This window comes from Chromatiaceae bacterium, from assembly GCA_024235395.1.
In the GTDB taxonomy this organism is placed as follows: Bacteria; Pseudomonadota; Gammaproteobacteria; order Chromatiales; family Chromatiaceae; genus Thiosocius.
Genome location: JACKMK010000002.1, coordinates 886,952 through 908,391, shown reverse-complemented (window position 1 = coordinate 908,391; position 21,440 = coordinate 886,952). Strand labels below are relative to the sequence as shown.

General features: G+C 62.7%; 14 protein-coding genes. 5 read left to right on the top strand and 9 right to left on the bottom strand.

What is annotated here, in order from left to right; genetic code table 11:
• Positions 1 to 14: 14 nt before the first annotated feature.
• Positions 15 to 3,515: a chromosome segregation protein SMC gene (gene smc / locus H6955_12230; protein MCP5314325.1), complete on the bottom strand. Its 3,501-nt coding sequence runs from the start codon at positions 3,513 to 3,515 to the stop codon at positions 15 to 17.
• Between the two features lie 192 nt (positions 3,516 to 3,707).
• On the opposite strand from smc, the gene queF reads away from it, so the two are divergent.
• Positions 3,708 to 4,097, top strand: coding sequence for an NADPH-dependent 7-cyano-7-deazaguanine reductase QueF (gene queF, locus H6955_12225; GenBank protein MCP5314324.1), 390 nt, complete (start codon positions 3,708 to 3,710; stop codon positions 4,095 to 4,097).
• 8 nt (positions 4,098 to 4,105) lie between these two features.
• Positions 4,106 to 5,407: an FGGY-family carbohydrate kinase gene (locus H6955_12220; GenBank protein MCP5314323.1), complete on the top strand. Its 1,302-nt coding sequence runs from the start codon at positions 4,106 to 4,108 to the stop codon at positions 5,405 to 5,407.
• Here H6955_12220 and prsT read toward each other — a convergent pair.
• The 4 genes from prsT to H6955_12200 all read right to left on the bottom strand — a co-directional run bounded on the left by prsT (position 5,384) and on the right by H6955_12200 (position 13,222).
• Complete coding sequence (gene prsT, locus H6955_12215; GenBank protein ID MCP5314322.1) at positions 5,384 to 8,164, bottom strand: PEP-CTERM system TPR-repeat protein PrsT; 2,781 nt, start codon at positions 8,162 to 8,164, stop codon at positions 5,384 to 5,386. The genes H6955_12220 and prsT overlap by 24 nt on opposite strands.
• A 118-nt stretch (positions 8,165 to 8,282) precedes the next feature.
• Complete coding sequence (gene prsR, locus H6955_12210; GenBank protein MCP5314321.1) at positions 8,283 to 9,644, bottom strand: PEP-CTERM-box response regulator transcription factor; 1,362 nt, start codon at positions 9,642 to 9,644, stop codon at positions 8,283 to 8,285.
• 44 nt (positions 9,645 to 9,688) lie between these two features.
• Complete coding sequence (prsK, locus tag H6955_12205; protein ID MCP5314320.1) at positions 9,689 to 11,770, bottom strand: PEP-CTERM system histidine kinase PrsK; 2,082 nt, start codon at positions 11,768 to 11,770, stop codon at positions 9,689 to 9,691.
• Between the two features lie 63 nt (positions 11,771 to 11,833).
• Positions 11,834 to 13,222 carry a TIGR03013 family PEP-CTERM/XrtA system glycosyltransferase gene (locus tag H6955_12200; GenBank protein ID MCP5314319.1) on the bottom strand — a complete coding sequence of 463 codons (1,389 nt, stop codon included), beginning with the start codon at positions 13,220 to 13,222 and terminating at the stop codon, positions 11,834 to 11,836.
• Positions 13,223 to 13,425: 203 nt separating this feature from the next.
• On the opposite strand from H6955_12200, the gene tviB reads away from it, so the two are divergent.
• Together tviB and H6955_12190 are read left to right on the top strand one after the other, a co-directional pair.
• A complete protein-coding gene (tviB, locus tag H6955_12195; GenBank protein ID MCP5314318.1) occupies positions 13,426 to 14,697 on the top strand; it encodes a Vi polysaccharide biosynthesis UDP-N-acetylglucosamine C-6 dehydrogenase TviB in 1,272 nt (423 codons plus the stop codon).
• A gap of 24 nt (positions 14,698 to 14,721) precedes the next feature.
• Complete coding sequence (locus H6955_12190; GenBank protein ID MCP5314317.1) at positions 14,722 to 15,729, top strand: NAD-dependent epimerase; 1,008 nt, start codon at positions 14,722 to 14,724, stop codon at positions 15,727 to 15,729.
• 69 nt (positions 15,730 to 15,798) lie between these two features.
• Here the strand turns inward: H6955_12190 and H6955_12185 are convergent, their stop codons facing one another.
• Genes H6955_12185 through alaC form a run of 4 tightly spaced genes read right to left on the bottom strand, consistent with a single transcriptional unit; the run spans position 15,799 to position 20,852 of the window.
• Entirely contained in the window at positions 15,799 to 17,271 is a 1,473-nt protein-coding gene (locus H6955_12185) for a threonine synthase (protein MCP5314316.1), read from the bottom strand.
• Positions 17,272 to 17,303: 32 nt separating this feature from the next.
• The gene (locus H6955_12180; GenBank protein MCP5314315.1) at positions 17,304 to 18,299 is read right to left on the bottom strand and encodes a hypothetical protein; all 996 of its coding nucleotides are present in this window, start codon (positions 18,297 to 18,299) and stop codon (positions 17,304 to 17,306) included.
• 4 nt (positions 18,300 to 18,303) lie between these two features.
• Positions 18,304 to 19,614: a homoserine dehydrogenase gene (locus H6955_12175; GenBank protein MCP5314314.1), complete on the bottom strand. Its 1,311-nt coding sequence runs from the start codon at positions 19,612 to 19,614 to the stop codon at positions 18,304 to 18,306.
• A 41-nt stretch (positions 19,615 to 19,655) separates the two neighbouring features.
• Entirely contained in the window at positions 19,656 to 20,852 is a 1,197-nt protein-coding gene (alaC, locus tag H6955_12170) for an alanine transaminase (protein MCP5314313.1), read from the bottom strand.
• Between the two features lie 153 nt (positions 20,853 to 21,005).
• Between alaC and H6955_12165 the strand changes: the two genes are divergently transcribed.
• Positions 21,006 to 21,389 carry an Mth938-like domain-containing protein gene (locus tag H6955_12165; GenBank protein ID MCP5314312.1) on the top strand — a complete coding sequence of 128 codons (384 nt, stop codon included), beginning with the start codon at positions 21,006 to 21,008 and terminating at the stop codon, positions 21,387 to 21,389.
• The last annotated feature ends 51 nt before the right edge of the window (positions 21,390 to 21,440 follow it).

The following is a 21,440-nucleotide window of genomic DNA, read 5'->3' as shown; positions in this document are numbered from 1 at the left end:
CGCGCGCCCCAGTCTTACACCGCCGCCAGTGCCGCCGCCTCTTCGACATCCACAGAAACCAGGCGCGAGACGCCCGGTTCATGCATGGTCACGCCGGTCAGCTGATTGGCGATCTCCATCGTCACCTTGTTATGCGTGATGAAAATGAACTGCACATGCTCGGACATCTCTTTGACCAGCGCCGAATAGCGTCCGACATTGGCATCGTCGAGCGGTGCATCGACCTCGTCCAGCATACAGAATGGTGCCGGATTGAGGCGGAAGATCGCAAACACCAGCGCGACCGCGGTGAGCGCCTTCTCGCCACCAGACAGAAGATGAATGCTGCTGTTGCGCTTGCCCGGTGGGCGCGCCATGACCGTAATGCCGGTGTCCAGCAGGTCCTCGCCGGTCATCTCCAGGTAAGCCTGGCCACCGCCGAACAGTTTCGGGAACAGCTCCTTGAACCCCGCATCGACCAGATCGAAGGTCTCTTTGAAACGTGACCGCGTCTCGCGGTCGATCTTGCGGATCGCCTCCTCGAGGGTCGCCAGCGAACTGCTGACGTCTTCGTGCTGGCTATCCAGGTAGGCCATGCGCTCGCTTTGCTCCTTGAACTCATCGATCGCCGCGAGATTGATCGGGCCCAGGCGTTGGATGCGCGTCGCCAGGTCCTCGGAGCGCTTCTGCCAGGCAGCGACTTCCGCCTCGGCTGGCATCTCGTCCTGCAACACACCGTGTTCGAACCCGGTCTCGGCGAGCTGCTCCTCGAGTGTGCTGCCGCGCACCTGGATCTCCTGGCGCGACATCCGCGTCTGGTCCAGGCGGCTGCGTTCATCCTGCACACGCTGCTCCACCTGGTGCCGCGCGCGATCATGCTCGCGCAACTGGTGATCGATATCCTCGAGGCGTTTGCGCGCCTGGGTGAGCTGCGCCTCGATCTCGGCGCGGAGTCGCAATTGCTCCTCGAGACGCGCCTGCTGCTCTCCGATCGGCGCCCTGCCGGATTCGAGCGTTGACTCGAGTTCCGAACAGCGCTGACCAAATTGCACCAACTGCTGCTGCACCCGGTCGATGCCGGAACGCAACGAATCCTCCGAGGTACGCATCGATTCGACACGCAGTGCGATCTCATGCATGCGGTTGCGCGCCTCGCTCGCCGCGGTGCGCGCCTGGTCCAGCGCATCGCGCAGGGCATCGCGCTGTCCGACAAGCTGCTCGCGCTGCCGGCTCAGATCTTCGATGGACGCCAAGGCCTGATGCAGCCGGCTACGCGCCTCCTCCATCTCCGCCAGGCCCTGCTCGATGTGCTCGCGTATCTCCTGGGCGTCGTCTTCCAGCCCGGTGATGCGATGCCGGATCTGTTCGGCGCGTGCCTGTTTGCCACTGAGCAGCGCCCTGACCTCGGAAAGCACACGCTGTGCCGCTTCCATTTCACGTTGCTGCGACTCACGCGCCTGCTCGGCCTCGAGCAATGTCTGGCGGTCGGTCGCGAGCTGTTCGGCCAGCTGCTGGACGCGCGGCTCCAGTTCCGCCTGGTGCTGCACGAGATCACGGATCTCGCGTTCGCGGCCCAATACGCCCGCGTTCGCGTCGTTTCCGCGCCGCAGGCTGATCCAACCGCGACCCACCTGCAGGCCGTCCGGGGTCACCAGCGACTCTCCCGGTGCAAGGTCGCGGCAACGCCGCAGCGCCTCCGCCAGATCGGGCGCGGTGTGGATTCCATTCAACAGATGGGTCAACTGCGCCGGACCCTGCACCTGCTCCGCCAGGGTCCCTGGGCGCGCAGCCACTGGATAGCCGTTCGATTCGAACAGTGTCAGCACGCCCTGCTCGAGCGTGTTCAGCTGGGCGCCGTGCCCATCCAGCTCGTCGACCATCACCGCCTGCAGTTGCCCGGCGAGTACCACTTCTACCGCCGCCTGCCATTGATCCGTCACCTGCATCGTTTCGAGCAGGCGCCGCGCCTGGCCGAGGCGCTGGACATCCAGCCAACGCGCGATGACCTCGTCGCCTTCGCCGCGCGCGGCCTGCTGCAGTGCCTGCAGCGATGCCAGCCGCCCCTTGAGCGTCTCCAGTTCGCTGCGCGCGTCGGCGAGATCCTCCTGGACCTGCTGGTTGCTTTCGCGCAACCTGGCGATCGCCTGCACCCGGTCTTCGACACGTTCACGCACCGCACGCAGCCCGGCCTCGCCCTCCGCTTCGCGGTGCTGCAGTTCTTTGATCTCGGCCTGCAATGCAATATCCGAGAGGTTTTGACGTTCCTCCTCGTTTCGGGTCAGCCGGCGTTTGAGCTGCACCTCCTGCTGCTCGAGGTGATTGATCCGCGTACGCTCCACCTGCGCCTGCTGTGCCGGTTCGTTGGCGCTCTGGTTGAATCGATCCCATTCGGCCTGCCAGGCCTGCATCGACTCTTCGGCCCGCTGCAGCTGCTCCGCCGAGGTGTCGGCCTCGGCACGGGCTTCTTCGAGCATCGGCCGGTCGCGTTCGAGTTCGTCGGCGAGTTGCGCCAGTCGGCTGTTGTCCTGTTCGCTCAAAGACTGCGCCTGGGCCAGCGCCTGGCGTGCCTGGGAGAGGTCTGCCTCCTGCTGCCGGCGTGCGTCCCGGGCGTACTGGATCGCGTCTTCGAGACGGGCGATCTCCGCGCCAGCCGCGTAGAAGCGCCCCTGGATATCGTTGAAAGCGTCGTTCGCCTCGGCATGTGCCGCGCGCTGCTGTTCGATCTGTGCTTCGAGATTGCGTTGCTCGGCGATCGCCGCCTGGAGGCGGTTTTCCTGCTCCGCGATCATCCGGTCGCGCTGCTCGACCTCGGCCGACATCTGGTCCAGACGCAATACCAGCAACTCGGCGCGCACACGCCGCTCTTCGTCGCGCAGCGACTTGTATTTCTGTGCGGTCGCCGACTGCCGTTCGAGGTGCCGCAGCTGTTTCTGCACCTCTTCGCGCAGATCGTCGAGTCGCTCAAGGTTTTCACGGGTGTGGGAGATGCGCGTTTCGGTCTCGCGCCGTCGCTCCTTGTATTTGGATATCCCCGCCGCTTCCTCGAGGTATACACGCAGGTCCTCGGGGCGCGCCTCGATGATGCGCGAGATCATGCCCTGTTCGATGATCGAATAGCTGCGCGGCCCCAGGCCGGTGCCGAGAAACAGGTCGGTGATGTCACGCCGGCGACAACGTACGCCGTTCAGGTAGTACAGCGACTGGCCGTCGCGCGACACCTGACGCTTTACCGAGATCTGACTGTACTGAGCGTACTGGCCTCCCGCGCTGCCGTCCGCGTTGTCGAACAGCAATTCGATGCTCGCGGTGCCGACCGGTTTGCGGCTGCTCGAACCGTTGAAGATGACATCGGCCATCGATTCGCCGCGCAGCATCTTCGCCGAACTCTCACCCATGACCCAGCGCACCGCGTCGATGACGTTGGACTTGCCGCAGCCATTGGGTCCAACGATGCCGACGAGATTACTGGGGAAATGCACGGTGGTCGGGTCGACAAAGGATTTGAAGCCCGCCAGCTTGATCTTTTCCAGACGCATGGCGGGCAAAGATACAGGATGCGCGAGCACCCGCACAAGCGGCCCGGATACCCGCGCGCGAGCCTGAACACTGCCTCACAAAAGATTGTTTTGGCGGACTTTTCCAACCGAACCTCAAGTTCCCTGTCGGCTTTACGCGGCGGCGCTGACGTATAATATTCGGCGATTTGCGATTCGCCTCTCGGAGCCACGATGTCGACCCTTCCCAGCCGTGACCTGGAAACCTTCCCCAACCCGCGCCCCGAGCGTGATTACACCATCCGCATCCGGGTCCCGGAATTCACCTGCCTGTGTCCCAAGACCGGCCAACCGGACTTCGCGACGCTGCACATCGAATACGTGCCGGACAGCCTGTGCGTGGAGCTCAAGTCGCTAAAGCTGTACGTATGGTCGTTTCGCGACGAAGGCGCATTCCACGAAGCGGTCACCAACCGCATCCTCGACGACCTGACGGGCGCCACGCAGCCCCGGTTCATGCGTCTGACCGCGGAGTTCAACGTGCGCGGCGGGATCTATACGAACGTGGTCGCCGAGTACCGCGCCGACGGCTGGGCGGCGCCGGCGCCGGTGCACCTGCCGTAGGCCCGGTCTTGGCTGACTGCTTCATCGGCATCGACCTCGGCACCTCGGGCTGCCGGGGGGTGGCGATCGACGATCGGGGTGTGACCCTGGCGCAGGCAGCCACTGTACTGCCGCCGTCGCGGCATCCTCGTCCAGGCGCCAGCGAACAATCGCCGGATGACTGGTGGGCCGCGGTCGCGCGCGTATTGCGCGAGCTGCTCACCCAGAAACCGGGCAGGGTGCGGGCACTGAGCGTCGACGGGACATCGTCGACGCTGTTGCTATGTGACGCCGACGGCGTCCCTTGCTCTCCAGGGCTGATGTATGACGATCGGCGCGCCGTGCCGCAGGCGCAGACCATCGCCCAGCATGCGCCGGCCGACTGCGCCGCACGCGGCCCCGGATCGGCCCTCGCCAAGCTGCTCTACCTGCATGAAAAACATCCGCATGTCGCGGCGCACGCGGTCCATCAAGCGGACTGGATCAGCGGGCGCCTGGCCGCTCGGCACGGTATCAGCGACGAAAACAACGTCCTCAAGCTGGGTTACGACGTGGTGGAGCGCCACTGGCCTGAGTGGATGACCCGGTTACCGCTACCGCTCGAACTGCTGCCCGAGGTCCTGCCGGTGGGTTCTCCGGTCGGCCCCATCGCGCCTGCCATTGCAGCGGCATTCGGCCTTCCGACCGATGTGCTCGTGGTGGCCGGCACCACCGACAGCAACGCGGCGGCGCTGGCGGCCGGCATCGAAGCACCCGGCGACGCCGTGACGTCGCTCGGCAGCACCCTGGTACTGAAGATATTCGCCGAACGCCCGGTCTTCGCAGCCGACTACGGCGTATACAGCCACCGACTCGGTGACAGCTGGCTGATCGGCGGTGCCTCCAATACTGGAGGGCGCGTATTGCGCCAGTTCTTCAGCGACCGGCAAATCAAGCAGCTGAGTGCGCGGATCGACACGGAACGCGTGCTCAACCTCGGCTACTACCCCTTGCCGACCCCCGGAGAGCGGTTTCCGCGAAACGATCCACATCTGGAACCGCGACTGACCCCGCGTCCCGAGGATCCTGCCGAGTTTCTACAGGCCATGCTGGAGGGCATTGCGGACGTGGAGGCTACCGGGTACGCGCGCCTGACCGCATTGGGTGCGCCGACGCCACGTCGCGTATTCACCAGCGGCGGGGGTGCCGCCAACGAGGCGTGGCAGCGCATACGCGCGCGTCGGCTCGGTCTGCCGGTACTGCGCGCCGTGCACACAGAGGCGGCCTATGGCACGGCCCTGCTGGCGCGGGCCGCCGTCGGCGCGCGCTCAACCTCGCAGTCGCTGCAGTAAGGCGTTCGCGGCTTCCGCGTGCTGCGTATTGGGGTTCTCGCGGACAATGCGTTCCAGCACCGGGCGCGCCTCCGAGTCGCGATCCAACCGATGCAGCGCCTCGGCCACGTGCAGGCCGATCTCGGCATTGCGCGGTGCGATCACAAACGCCTGCTGGAGTGCTGCCAGACCTTCCGGGGCGCGGCCCTGCTGGAACAGGATCCAGCCATAGGTATCGACGATCTCGGCACGTGACGGCGCCAGTTCATATGCACGGGTCGCCAACTCCAGTGCACGCTTGCCATCGCGTTCCAGATACAACCACGCCATGTTGTTGAGGATTACCGGATTTACCTCGACCTTCGAGATCGCCTGTTCATAGGCCGCGATCGCCTCACCGGCACGACCTGCCTGCTGCTGCAGCATTCCGAGGTTGGCCCACGCACTGCCGTCATCCGAATGCTCAGCGAGCCAGTCGTTGAGCACCTTGACCCCTTTGTCGGCCTTCCCGGCGGCAGTCAGGGCATTCGCAAAGATCCGCACGCGACGCGAGGTACGTTCGACCGCCAGGCCGGCTTCAGTGGCTGCGAGCGATGCCTCGATATCGCCCTTGCCGCGATAGGCGGCCGCCTCAATGTCGTAACCGTAGACGTTGTCCGGAAAGTACGTCTTGATCTGTTTCGCCTGTTCCAGCGCCTGATCGTAGCGATTTTCACGCAACTCGAGTTCCGCGAGGCCTATCCATACCAGCGGTACCTTGTGCTCGGGATCGAGTTCGATGGCACGCCGGAAGCTGTCGCGCGCGGCGTCCGGATCGCCGCCAGCCACTTGGGCGCGGGCAAGTTGAAACCAGCCCTCGAGCAACTCCGGTTGCCGTTCGGTCAGCGTCGAAAAAGTGAACACCGCACTCGGATAGTCGCCACTTTGCAATTGAGCCATACCTTTCAGGCGCAACGCTGCGGGGTGCTCCGCCTGCTCTGGAGCCAGTCCCGAGAGCGCTGTCATCGCTTTCAGCCCTTCGTTGGCACGCAGGTAGTGCTCGGCGAGAATCAGCATCGGCTGCAACGCTTTCGGATTGGATTCGTTGGCCCTGAGCAACCACTGCTCGGTAGCCGCAGCATCGCCCCCCGCCTTCGCCAGTGCCGCCATCCCAAGCAGCGCACCCAAGTGTTTCGGGTCACGCTGCAGCACGCGTTCATACGCACGAGCTGCTGCCTCGGCATCCCCCTGCAACGTCGATTTGCGGGCGATGTTCATTATCGCGACCAGGAAATTCGGGTCCTTCTCCAAAGCCTGCTCGAACTTCGCCTGCGCCTCGTCGAACCGACTCTGTGCAAGATATGCAAGCCCAGTCAGGTTGTAGGGGATCGGGCTGTCCACCATCCGCTTCTCCAAAGCCTCGGACGCTGCGATCGCCTTGTCGAATTCGTGCTTGTTGAGATAGCTGAGCACCAGCAGGACGTCGGCCTGCAGCACGTCTTGATCCAACGCGACCGCGGATTCCAGCTGCGAGATAGCTCCAGAGGTATCGCCGGATGCGATCTTCCCGATCGCCAACTGCGTACGCAGCAACGCCCGGTCCGGGTCGATCTCGACGGCTTTTTCGATGTACTCAGCGCCCTTGCTGTTGTTGCCCGACTGGATGTATGCGGTACCCAGGAGGGCCAACAACTGTGCATCACCCGAGTTGGCGTCTACCACGCCACCGAGAACCTGGACGGCGCGGTCCGGTTGGCGAAGCTTCAGACGGGTCGCACCGAGTATTTTCGCCACCTGGACATTGCCTGGGATACTTGAATAGACACGGGTGAGGTAGTCGTCCGCAATCGTGAACTGGTTGCGTGCATAGCTGACGATTCCGTACAGCAACTGCGCCTGTACATTGCTCGGTGCGACCCGCAGCAGGGTCTGCAACTCGTCCGAGGCGCGGTCGTAATCACCTTCCTGGAACGAAACCAGGGCCCGCAGATAATTGACCGCCGGCACATCGCGGGCAATCTTGTTCAACGCCTCGAGATCCTGTTTGGCAGCCGCTATATCGCGTTGCGCGATGTGCACGAGCGCGAGCCCGATGCGCGCCCGCGGATTGACAGGGTCCTCTTCAGCCGCGCGCTGGTAGTCTGCGGCGGCATCCGCCAGTTGATGCATGCGGCGTCGCAGATCGCCACGCGCCAGCCGGGTCTCGACATGGCCAGGGTTCTCCGCAAGGACCTCGTTGAATTGTGCCAACGCCTCGTCTTCGCGCCCCTCACCCAACATGATCTGCGCCTTGCCCAGACGCGCGACCGGGTTCCCGGGCTCCAGTGCCAACGCCGCATCGTACTCCGCGATTCCCTCATCGATGTGGCGCAGCGCGATTTGTGCATTGCCGCGCATTGCAAGCAATTGAGCGCGCAGTTCGCCCGGCATACTGGGCTTGACCCGCACCTCGTCCAGAAGTTGCTGGAAGCTTCCCTGTAGCACCAGCGCACGCGCATAGCCCCTCATCCAGAGGTCGTCCGCCGCGCCAAGTTCGCGCGCCCGCCCGTATTCCTTAACCGCTGCAGCAGTGTCGCCATTGCGCAGGTACAACGAACCGAGCAACAGACGCGACTTCACATGCGTGGGGTCTTTCTGCAGCGCATTCTTCAATTCGATAATTGCGGATTTGACCGACCCCTCCGCGACGTACTTTTGCGCCTCGGAGAAATAGTCGTCGGCGGATGCCGCAACGGAACTTCCACACGTGACCGCGAGGCCGACCGCGACAACAAAACAGAACAGGGCACGTGACAGCATGCAATCCTCCCACTCATGCAGAAACCGGCCGGTGCGCGATCTTGCGCCATCCGCCGATACTACGCTTCGTCACAGCAGTGTTGCCTGCGCTGAGGCACCAGATCGGCCGATCGGCGATTCAATCGCTGATCCCGTATTTTTTCATCAGATTGTACAGCGTGGGCCGGGTCACCCCCAGCAGCTCAGCGGTCTTCGAGACGTTGCCATCGACGCGCGCCAAGGCCCGTAGGATCGCCTGGGATTCCGCTTTCTCACGAACCTCACGCAGGTTGAAGGGCTCGGCCGGCTCGTCGGCCTCCTGTGTCGGCAGTTCCAGGTCTTCGAGCGAGACCTGATTGCCGTCGGCCATGATCACCGCACGTTTGACACGGTTCTCCAGTTCGCGGACGTTTCCCGGCCATGGGTAGGCCTCGATCCCCTCGATCGCCTGCGGACTGAATCCCTTCAGCGGCCGCTTGAACTGTGCAGCGAACTTTTCCAGGAAGGCCCGTGCCAGCAACAGACTGTCGCCCGGTCGCTCGCGCAGCGGTGGAACGCGTATCGTCGCCTCGTTGATGCGGTAGTAAAGGTCTTCGCGGAAGTCGCCGGCGCGAATCAGCTCGGGCAGATCGCGATGGGTGGCACAGATCACGCGGACATCGACCGGAATCTCCGAGCGGCCGCCGATACGCTCGATCACGCGCTCCTGGAGAAATCGAAGCAGCTTCGCCTGCAACGGTTGCGGCAGATCGCCGACCTCGTCGAGAAACAGGATGCCGCCATTCGCGACCTCGATCTTGCCCTGTGTCGTTTTCGCCGCGCCGGTGAATGCACCTTTCTCGTAACCGAACAGTTCACTCTCGAGCAGCGCTTCAGGAATAGCGGCGCAATTGATTGCGACCAATCGTTTGTCGTGGCGGTCGCTGAGGTTGTGCAGTGCCTTGACCAGGACCTCTTTGCCGGTGCCGCTTTCACCGAGAATCAGCGTCGACACGTCGGTAGGTGCAAGTTTCTCGACGGTCCGGCAGACCTTCAACATCTCCGCACTGGATGCGATCAGGCCTTCGAGAACCGAACTGCCGGTCGCCGTCTGCAGACGCCGGTTCTCCTGCTCGATGTGATACAGCCGCGCGGCACGCTTGATGGTGATCCCCAACAGGTCGGGGTCTATCGGCTTCTCGTAGAAGTCATACGCGCCCATGGCGATGGCACGCATTGCGTTGGTGCGATCGTTGTGCCCGGTCACCACGATCACCTTGGTATCGGGGGCCAGGGCCAGGATCTTCTCCAGCAGACCGAAGCCTTCGGTGACGCCGCCGGGATCCGGCGGAAGCCCGAGGTCGAGTGTCACAACGGGCGGCTCCAGCCGGCGCAGGTGGGCCAAGGCACTGTCGCGCTCCTCGGCCACCGCCACCTCGAAATCTGCAAAGCTCCACTTGAGCTGGCTTTGCAGACCCGGGTCGTCCTCTACTATCAGCAGCTTATCTTTGCTCTCTGCCAACGTCTATCGGTCCTCAAATCAGTCTCACAACAGGATATGCGGCATCAGCTCGACGACGAATGGTCGACCAGCGGCAGCATGATGCGGAATGTCGTGCCACGCCCAGGGGCACTTTCGACGACCACCTGACCACCCAACGCCGAGATGACCTCGCGGCACTCGTACGCACCAATCCCCATGCCGGTCAGGCCCTTGGTGGAATCAAACGGCCTGAACAGGCGCGTCTTTATGAAATCTGCATCCATTCCCGATCCGGTATCGCGAACCTCAACTATAGCTTGGTCGCCGGAAACCCGCAGCACCACCTCGACTTTGCCGTCCGGTGGCGTCGCATCCTGGGCATTCTGCACGACATGCCCCAACACCGACGACAATCGATCAGGTTCCGCCAACACATGCGCTGATGGCACATCGGCCCGGAAGACCGGAACGGGCTTGCCACTGGCCTTCGCCGCCACCACGTGTTGCGCCTCCGTGACCAAATCAATACGCCGGCGCTCCCCGGTCACATCGGCGCTCTTCAACTGCGCCATCAACCGGTTCATCTTGTTAACCGCGTTCTCGATGGTATGTACCGCATCTTCGATGAATTCGGGATTGTGCTTGTGGCGGGCGGCATTCTTGACGACGAGCGACAATTGCGCGATCAGGTTTTTCAGATCGTGAATCACGAATGCGGACAAGCGGTTGAAGCCCTCGAACTGGCGTGCCTCGGCGAGCGCCTCGGCCGCCTGGCTGAGTGCCAGGTAACTGGCTGCCTGCATACCGACCGTCTTCAGTAGATCGAGATTCTCCCAGTTGATGGATTGCGGCGCCCGCGGCTGCAACAACATTACGAAACCCAGCAGGCGTTCGTCGTGGATCAGCGGCACGATCAGCCAAGCATCCGGATTCTGCAGAATCCACTCCGGCAGCCCGAGATCACCGTACACGTCGGGTGCGGATCGGTATTCGTCGAGATCGATCACCCAGCGCTGTCGCTCCATGAACGGCGCCATCGGTTCTTCTGCCTCGATCACGTGCTCCACCGCGTACTGGGCATTGAAGCGCGCCCTGAAGCGATAGTTGCCTTTTTCGGTACGTGTCCACAACAGCCCGCCGGAACTTTCGACAATCTCCGCCAGGGCCCAGATCACGCGCTCGTTCAACGGCAGATCACCACGGACTCCTGCCAACAGGCCTATTATCCGCAGCCACTCTTCGCGGTAGTCGTACCGGTAACTGAAAAAGTGCTTGTTGAGGAAAACCTTTGTCCGGGCACGGAACTGCCCGGAAAACAACAGGGCCACCAACACGGTGATCGCGCCGAACAGAAACGCGATCTGCAACACACCGCCCCACTCACCGCCGTACAGCTTGATGTAGTAGCCCGCGAGGGCCATCAGCAGCATGTACAGCCCGGCGCTGAACAACGTGGTCGAATGCAGCACCATGCGACGCGAGAGGAATACCGGCAGATTCCAATCCGGATTTCGCGCCGCTGTGATGGCAATCAGCGGAATTGCGGTTACATTGACAAAACCCCGCGCCGACCAGATGGCCCCATCGAGTTGATGGAACAACAACGCATCGGTGTACAGGTAGAAGTCGAACACGAACAGCACGCCGAGTCCGAAACACAAATACTTGATACCCCAGCGCTGCTCGATCGGGGTGTTACGGAACAACTGCTCGACGAGTGCCATGCCCAGCACGGCGAACAACAACTGCCCCATCAAAGAGAACTCGCCGCGCAACGCGCTGGGCCGCAACCAGTCGGTGAGCGCCGGAATCTCGACCAGCGTCAACAGCATCAACAAACCGAGGACCAGGCAACCGAGTCTGACGTGGCCCAGCATCCGTGTGTACAGGGCGTTGCCTTCCGCAAAAGGCCGCAACAGATAGAGCAGGAAGAAGATCCACAGCAGATTGCGTACGACTTCCGCGGCTAGCACCAGGTTGAAATCGGGCACCCCGTATCGCGATTGGGTGGCCGCTGCGATGGCCCATACCGCAGATCCCGCGACTGAGACCATCAGCTGCGAGCCTTGGAAACGCGCCCGCCAGCCGGTCAGCAGCAGGACCAGCAGAAACAGGTACGCAAGCGCCGCCAGGCCGTAACTGAAAAACGCGAGTTCCTTTACCACCGCGGGGTATCCGTCCCGCCAAACCAGGCGCTGCCCCGTTGACGTGACCGTTGATGCCAGCCGCTAATGAGCACCCTTGCCCCACAAAACGACCTCGACGGTCTCGAGCAGAATGATGAGATCGAGGAAGGCGCTTGCATTCTTGACGTAATAGAGATCGAACTCGAGCTTGTTGCGGGCATCATCGATCGTTGCGCCGTAGGGGTACGAGAGCTGCGCCCAGCCGGTCAGGCCCGGCTTGACCCGGTGGCGCTCGGCATAGAACGGGATCTCCTTTTCCAACTGTTCCACGAACTCGGGACGTTCCGGACGTGGACCCACCAGGCTCATCTCACCGAGCAGGACGTTGAAGACCTGCGGCAGTTCGTCCAGCCGGGTCTTGCGGATGAGTGCGCCCACCCGGGTAATCCGGTTGTCGTTCTTGGTTGCCCAACGCGCGACGCCATCCGCCTCCGCGTCGGTGCGCATGCTACGGAACTTGTGCACGTGGAAGGTTCGCCCGTTCAGGCCAACGCGCACCTGATGAAACAGGATCGGCCCCCGACCCCTGCTCTCCGCCACGATCGCCAACGCCACCAGCACCATCAGTGGCCAGGATAGCAGGAAGATCAGCAGTCCCACCAACAGGTCCAGGGCGCGCTTCGAATACTGCGCGACACCGCTGAGGCGGAAACCGTCGGAGAAAAATATCCAGCTCGGGTGCAGCACGTCGAGCTTGATCCTGGATGTCTCCTTTTCGAAGAAACTCAGCAGATCCAGCACCATGGTGCCCGACATCTTGCAATCGAGAATCTCGTCCACCGGCAGCCGAAGCCGGCGGTCGTCGGGCGCGACCACGATCTCGTCCACTTCGTTTGCCAGCACGATATCCATCAGGCGCCGATCGTGCGGCAACCAGAGATCCCGCGGGATGTTGGTCTCCTGCTCGTTGACCGGGATGTAGCCCACGACCCGGAAACCGGCCTGGCGTGGCGCCAGGTCGGCGATCATCTGCGCCTGCCTGCCGGTACCCAGCACCAGGACAGTGGTCGACTGCAGCTCGCTGTGCGTCAGCCGGAAGAACAGACTGCGCAGCCCCAAAACGCCGACGAAGGTGAACAACATCGCGTACGCCATGGTGCGACGACCGACGACCAGATCGGGGAAGGTGTAGAACACCGCACTCATCGCCACGCTGGCGATCAGGAAGCTCAGGCCGAGTCGCACCAGGAGACCGGCGCTGAATGGCAACCCACGCTGGTAGAGGCCGACGGAAACCATCGCGATGGTCATCGCCGACGCATAGGCGAGCGCGGTGTAGGACAGCGTCTCCGGCATCGCCGCCAGATTCATTTCTTCCGGCGGCAACCGCATGTAGAACCCGGCCAGCAACGAGTAGAACATGACCAGGAACTCGACCCCGCCGAGCAGCAGGTAGAGCTTGGACACATAGTGACCAAAAAGCCGGATCATCATTCGGGGTACCTGACCTCGCTGCCAGTAAGCGTGCCGAGCCTGACAAACCACACCCGGCTGATCAACCAAGGAATCGAAAAATTCACGTCCTGCTCACTATATACAGCCGACGACCTCGCCTCTGCCAGCAAGGCTGAGGTATCATTCGCGCCGCGGAGCGACATGCCCGCCAGCACGATTCAGGAAAGCCGTTCGCCACCATGGACATTCAACACGCCAACATCGCCGTGATCGGGCTCGGTTACGTCGGACTTCCGCTGGCCGTCGAGTTCGCCAGGAAGTTCCCGGTCACCGGTTACGATATTAGTGTCCCGCGTATTGCTGAATTGCGGCAAGGCAGAGACAGTTCTTTAGAGGTGGAACCCGAAGAACTGAAAGCGGTCGCGATGAAGTTCACCGCTGAACTGGACGATATCCGCCACTGCAACATCTACATCGTCACTGTCCCAACGCCGATCGACGAGTACAAGACCCCCGATCTGCGCCCGCTGATCGCCGCGAGCCGCGCGGTCGGCCAGGTCATCGGCAAAGGGGATGTCGTGGTCTATGAATCCACGGTCTACCCCGGTGCCACCGAGGAGGACTGCATTCCGGTCATCGAACAGGTCTCGGGCCTGAAGTTCAACCAGGACTTCTTTGCCGGCTACAGCCCGGAGCGCATCAACCCGGGCGACAAGGAGCACCGCGTCACTTCGATCAAGAAGGTCACCTCAGGCTCCACACCGGAAATCGCCGACTTCGTCGATGCGCTGTATGCCAGCATCATCGTTGCCGGCACCCACAAGGCCAGCAGTATCCGGGTCGCCGAGGCCGCGAAGGTGATCGAGAACACCCAGCGCGACGTGAACATCGCATTGGTGAACGAGCTGGCGCTGATCTTCGACAAGATGGGCATCGACACCGAAGAGGTGCTCAAGGCAGCCGGCACCAAGTGGAACTTCCTCCCATTCCGCCCCGGTCTGGTAGGTGGGCACTGTATCGGTGTGGACCCCTACTACCTGACGCACAAGGCACAGGCGATCGGCTATCATCCCGCGATGATCCTCGCGGGTCGGCGCATCAACGACGGTATGGGCTCACACGTGGCCAGCAGCCTGGTCAAATTGCTGTTGAAACGTGGGCTGGCGGTGAACGGTCAGCGCGCACTGATCATGGGCCTCACGTTCAAAGAGAACTGCCCTGATCTGCGCAACACCCGCGTCACCGATATCATCGACGAGCTGAAGAGTTACGGGATGCAGGTGGATGTCTGGGACCCCTGGGTGAGCGCCGAAGAGGCCGAACACGAGTACGGCATTACGCCGATTGCACAGCCCGAGACGGGTTCGTATCAGGCCATCGTCATCGCTGTCGGACATCACCAGTTCACCGAGCTCGGCAGCCGAAAGATCCGCGAGTTCGGTGCCCCCGATGCCGTTCTGTTCGATGTCAAATATCTGTTCCCAAGGTCCGAGACCGACGGTCGCCTCTAACTACAGTCATCTGGATTCGAAAGCATGCGTGTATTGATTACCGGCAGTGCGGGCTTCATCGGCTCGGCGCTTTCCCTGCGACTTCTGGAAAGGGGCGACGAGGTGATCGGCGTCGACTGTCTCGATCCCTATTACGACGTCTCGCTCAAGGAAGCCCGCCTGGCGCGCACACTGGCCTACGACGGCTATACCGAGGTCAGGGAACGCATCGAAGATCGACAGGCGATGGCGGAGGCATTCGCCAAGTACCAGCCACAGCGGGTGGTGAACCTGGCGGCACAGGCCGGCGTGCGCTATTCGATAGAGAACCCCGAGGCGTATATCGACAGCAATGTCGTGGGTTTCGGCAATATCCTGCAGGGCTGCCGCAACCATGCCGTCGAGCACCTGGTCTATGCCTCTTCGAGCTCCGTATACGGTTCCAATACCAACATGCCGTTTTCGGTGCACGACAACGTCGACCACCCGGTCAGCCTGTACGCGGCCACCAAGAAAGCCAACGAACTGATGGCGCATACCTACAGTCATCTGTACAACGTACCCACCACCGGCCTGCGTTTCTTTACCGTATACGGCCCCTGGGGACGCCCCGATATGGCGTTGTTCAAGTTCACCAAGGCCATCCTCGCCGGTGAGCCCATTCCGGTCTTCAACTACGGCAAGCACCGTCGTGATTTCACCTACATCGACGACATCGTGGAGGGGGTCATCCGCGTGCTGGACCAACCGGCGAAACCCAACCCGGACTGGGATGGCGACGAGCCCGATTCGGCCACCAGCCGGGCGCCGTATCGCCTGTACAACATCGGCAACAACAGCCCTGTCGAGCTGATGCACTACATCGAAACGCTGGAGAAATGCCTCGACAAGACAGCCGAGAAGGATCTGTTGCCGCTGCAGCCGGGCGACGTGCCCGATACCTATGCCAACGTCGAGGACCTGGTCGCGGACCTCGGCTACAAACCGGCCACTTCGGTCGAAGACGGCGTGGCAAAATTCGTCGCCTGGTACCGCGAGTACTACAAGGTCTGAACGTGAAGGGCCGATAGCGCGAGACGCGGAAAAGCGGGGCCGGACCCCGTTTTTCTTTGCCCGCCTTCATCAGATGAACGCGAGCACCTGCTCCTCTATGTCCCGCTTGTCGATCACCGTGTCCTGCACCACCGGTCTGTCGAACAAGGCCTCTATCATGGGCGGGATGGGCGTGTTCGCGGTGGCGGAAATCGATTTCAGGGCATCGATATCGTGACTGTCGACCTCGCCCGTCAGGGCATGAGCGATGGTCGGTGAGAACTTGGTCCATTCCGCCGTGGAATACACGATGCCCGGCAACGGCTTTTCGCGGCAACTGTCATGCGCCTTGAAACAGGTCGCGGTATGCGGATCCATCAGGTAGCCGTCGTTGCGGAAGGTGTCGCGTATGTAGCCATCGACCTCGGCATCGTCGGCATAGTCGGCGGCGAACACCGCCTGCAGCGAGGCCAATTCATCGTCCGTCAAACGGTAGACGCGGTTCTCGTCCAACTCGGTCATCAACTCGCGTGTGCGCTGTGCGCCGAACAGGTCATAGAGCACGCGCTCGACGTTCGACGACTTCAGAATGTCCATGGCTGGCGAGCTGGTTGCGACCACCTTGCGGTCGCGCAGATCGTAGCGCCCGGTGCGAATCAGTTCGGTCAACACGTTGTTGCTGTTCGAGGAGATCAGGATCTTCTCCACCGGAAGCCCCATCTTCATCGCGTAATAGCCGCCGAGCGCGTTGCCGAAGTTGCCACTGGGGACGTTGAGATACACCCGGTCGCCGAGCGCGATCGCGTCCTGACGCACCAGCTCGAGGTAACTGTGGATGTGATAGATCTGCTGAAAGATGATGCGACCGAAGTTGACCGAGTTGGCCGCGGACAGGTGGGTGTGGCGCTCGCGCAGCCGGGCCCGGAAGGCATCCGACGACAACAGGGTCTTCAGCGCTGACTGTGCGTCATCGAAATCGCCGTGGATACCGATCACCTTCAGGTTCGCGGCATCCTCGGTCACCATCTGCAGGCGCTGCACGTCGGAGGTCCCGCCATCGGGGTACAGACACGCGACCTTGACGTTGGCCCTGTCCTTGAACGTCTCGAGGGTCGCAGGCCCGGTATCACCACTGGTCGCCGCAAGGATCAGGTATTGCTCGCCCCGGGCCTGAGCCAGGCTGGACAACAGCACGCCGAAGGGCTGCAGGGCCATGTCCTTGAATGCCCGCGTGGGCCCGTGGTACAGCTCGGCGACGAACAGCTGTTCGCGCACCTTCGTCACGGGCACTGGATGCGCCGGGTCGTCGAAGCCATCGTATAGCGCGAGAGCGCGGTCGATCACCGCCGGGTCGATGTCCAGTTCGAAGGCATCGAGCACCGCGCGCGCCAGCGTCTTGTAGTCGCTGCCCAGGTGGGCACGCAGAAAGGGCTCGCCCAGTGCCGGCAGGCTCTCCGGCACGTAGATACCACCGAAGGAGCACATCGGGCTGAGAATCGCGTGCGAGAAGCTCACCGACAACGGACGAATGCCATCGTTGCCGCGGGTTTCGATGAAGTCCATGGTGCTTACTGCGTGTTCAACAAAGGGGCGCATTATAGCCCTTTGTCGTCGCGGGGACCGTGCGACGCATCGGGATGTGCGTCCAGACTCGCGAACAACGGCCGCCTCCTGCGCCACCAGCGCCGTGCCGAGCGCGCGTGCCAAAGGTAGACGGCCCCGTTGCCGGGGTGGACATGCAACTCCCCACCATCCCGCATCAGGCCCGCGATCCGAACCTCGAGTTCGGCAAGCGCCTGCAGCCAGCGGCCGGGGTCGGCGTGTATCACCGCCCTGCCCGGTGCGTGCTCGACGATCATTTCATCGCGACCCGTTCCCGGGCGCAGCGCGACCAGTCCGCGTGCGAGCGCGCAATCCCCAACCAGCCGGCCGAACGGCCCCGTCGCCCGTTCCGGCAGGCGGCCGCCGCCGCTGAACCACAGGCCACCGAGCGTCGGCCGGCCCCGGGACTCGCGTTCGCGGTTGAATGCCAGCGCATGACACAGCATCTGGGTCTCGTTGAGCAGGCCGCGCCAGTAGCGCCGGTCCTCGCCATCCGGCAGGTAACGGTCGAGACTGCGGCCGAGCACCGCCGACAATGGGTGCGTCGTGATCGATGGTGCGCTATCGCAGTGCAGATACATGCGTCCCGCGCGACTGCCATGTAGACGCACGCCGTCGTCGGAGAAATGGGCGTTGAAGGTCTCCACAAGCCCGGCGATCTCGTCGGCGTCCAGCGGATCGTCGTCGAGGGCGAAGGCGAGCAGACGATCCCGGTCGGCGAGCAATAGCAGCGGATCGGCGTGCAGCAGGAACCCGGCCGGCGTCTCCCCGGTGTCGGCCAGGAAACTGACTGCCGCAGTCGGCAGATCGCCCCCGGCCGATGACTCGACGCCGAACAGCGCAAACAGGCCCGCGGCATAGCCGACGGGCTCGACCAGCCGGTCGGCGCGCGCCAACAACAACTCGAGGTGCGGAAAGGCCTGTCGGTCCACGCGCTCGAGCCCCGCCATGGGGCCGAGCAGGCCGGGCACGAAAAGGTGGCGAATCAAACCGTCAGTCGAGGTCTTCGACGCGAATCCGGGTGACGCCCGCGCGAATCGTATCGAGCGCCTCGATCCGTTTGATCGCGTCGTTCATCTGTTGTTCCCGAACTCGATGGGTAAGCATCACCAGCGGCACTTCGACCTCTCCGTCCGGCGGCTGCTTCTGCTGCATCGCTTCGATGCTGATGCCCGCATCGCCGAGAATGCCGGCGACGGCGGCCACCACGCCCGGCTTGTCCACAGCGGTCATCCGCAGATAGTACGCGGTCTCCACATCGGCCATCGGCAGTACCGGCAGATCCGACAGCTCACCGGGCTGGAAGGCGAGATGCGGGACGCGGTTCTCCGGGTCCGTCGTGAGGGTGCGCGTGACATCGATGATGTCGGCGACCACTGCCGAGGCCGTCGGATAGGCGCCGGCGCCGGCGCCGTAATACAGCGTCGGCCCGACCGCGTCCCCTTTGACCAGGACCGCGTTCATCACGCCATCCACGTTGGCGATCAGGCGACGCTCCGGGATCAGCGTGGGATGCACGCGCAGCTCGATCCCCCGCTCGGTGCGTCGCGTCACGCCAAGGTGCTTGATTCGGTAACCGAACTCTTCCGCATAGACGACATCCTGCGGCTCGATTCGGCTGATGCCCTCGGTGTAACAGCGGTCGAACTGTAGCGGGATGCCGAACGCAAGCGACGCCAGGATGGTCAATTTGTGCGCGGCATCGATCCCTTCGACATCGAACGTCGGATCGGCCTCCGCATAGCCGAGTGCCTGCGCTTCGGCAAGCACATCGGCGAACGCGCGACCCTTGTCTTTCATCTCGGTGAGGATGAAATTGCCGGTGCCATTGATGATGCCGGCGATCCACTCGATATGGTTCGCCGCCAGTCCCTCGCGCAAGGCCTTGATGATCGGCACCCCGCCGGCAACTGCCGCCTCGAACGCAACCGTGACTCCTTTGCGCTGTGCGGCGGCGAAGATCTCGTTTCCGTGCATCGCGATCAATGCCTTGTTCGCGGTGACCACGTGCTTACCGTTGGCGATCGCCTGCAATACCAGCTCCCGCGCCGGGCTGTAACCGCCGATCAACTCGACCACGATATCCACATCAGGACTGTTGACCACCGCAAAGGCATCGTCGCCGACCTCGACTTGGTCGAGACCCTCCAGTGACTGCGGATCGTAGTCGCGCGCGGCCGCTTGGGCGACCACGATGGCCCGACCAGCGCGGCGCGCGATCTCGGACGCGTTTCTCACAAGCACGTTCAACGTGCCACCGCCAACGGTGCCGAGGCCCAGCAGGCCCACTTTGACAGGGTTCAACACTCTAACTACTCCACTCTGATACTTCTCGGTCCCGACACTCAGCCGGACACCTTTATCACACCGTCACGGCGGAACATCTCTTTGATGCCACGCAACGCCTGACGCGTGCGGTGTTCGTTCTCGATCAATCCAAACCGCACGTGATCGTCGCCGTAAGACCCGAATCCGATTCCCGGCGACACCGCCACTTTGGCGTCGCGCAACAGCTTTTTGGAGAACTCCAGCGAACCCATCTGGCGGTACGGCTCGGGAATCGGCGCCCAGACGAACATGGTCGCCTTGGGGCGTTTCACCACCCACCCCATCGCATTCAAGCCGTCACACAACACGTCGCGGCGACGCTGATACATGTCGCGGATCTCTGCGACACAGTCCTGCGGACCTTCCAGCGCGGCGATCGCGGCGACCTGGATCGGCGTGAACATCCCATAGTCGAGATACGATTTGATCTTCGCCAGTGCCGCGACCAATGTCTTGTTGCCGACCATGAAGCCCACACGCCAGCCCGGCATGCTGTAGGTCTTGGACATCGAGTAGAACTCCACTGCGATCTCGTCGGCGCCCTTGACCTGCAGGATCGAAGGTGACTTGTAGCCATCGAACGAGATCGCCGCGTACGCCAGATCGTGCACCACCCAGATATTGTTCGCGCGTGCGATCTCGATGATACGTTCGAAGAATGGCAGGTCGACGCACTCGGCAGTCGGATTGCTCGGGAAATTCACCACCAGCATCTTCGGTCGTGGCCAGGACTCCTCGATCGCCTTGTGCAGTTCCTCGAAGAAGTCATGCTCCGGGGTCATCGGCACATGGCGCACGTCGGCACCCGCGATGATGAAGCCGTAGGGGTGGATCGGATAGGCCGGGTTCGGCACCAGCACCGAATCGCCCGGTCCCATGCACGCCAGCGCCAGGTGAGCCAGCCCCTCCTTAGAACCGATGGTGACGATCGCCTGACTGTCGGGATCGAGATCGACGTCGTACTGGTCCTTGTACCACCGGCAGATCGCGCGGCGCAGGCGCGGAATGCCACGCGACACCGAATAGCGATGGGTGTCGCCGCGCTGCGCCGCCTCGACCAGCTTGTCGACAATGTGTTTGGGCGTCGGCTGATCCGGGTTGCCCATGCCAAAATCGATGATGTCCTCGCCGCGCGCACGCGCAGCCGCCTTCAGTTCGTTCACGATCGCGAACACGTACGGCGGCAAGCGTTTGATTCTGGGGAAATCTTCCATTTCGGGCGACGACACGACGAGACCTCGGGCGCACAGGGCGGCAAAAATCAAACCTCGTACGCTACAGCAGCGTTTGTCAAAATGTCAATGAAATTAACCGATTAGCCACCAACTCGCGGACCACCCATGACCCGGCCCGCGCTGGAGATGCGAATGAAAATGGCCCTGGACAATGCCGGCAACGTCAACATGGTCAGCAGTTATGAGCCCGGCAGGGTTCGCATCCGCGAACACAGCTACAGCACCAGCCTGATCATCCTGCGCGACCGGTTGATCACCGACTGGGAACCGGACCGTATCGAGACACTGCGCTCGAGCCACTTCGAAGCCATCGTGAGCTACCGCCCGGAGGTCCTGATCCTGGGCACCGGCGAGGCGCAGGCCTTCCCGGATCCTGCGCTGCTGACCAGCCTCATCGACAGCGGGATCGGGGTCGAGGCAATGGCCAACGCCGCGGCCTGCCGCACCTTCAACGTGCTGCTCGCCGAAGACCGGCGCGCGGCGCTTGCGTTGATGTTCGCGAGCGAAGCCGATTGAACGCGTCCTGGGGCTATGACCCAAGTCAACAAAAAAGGGGTTCTGTTTCAG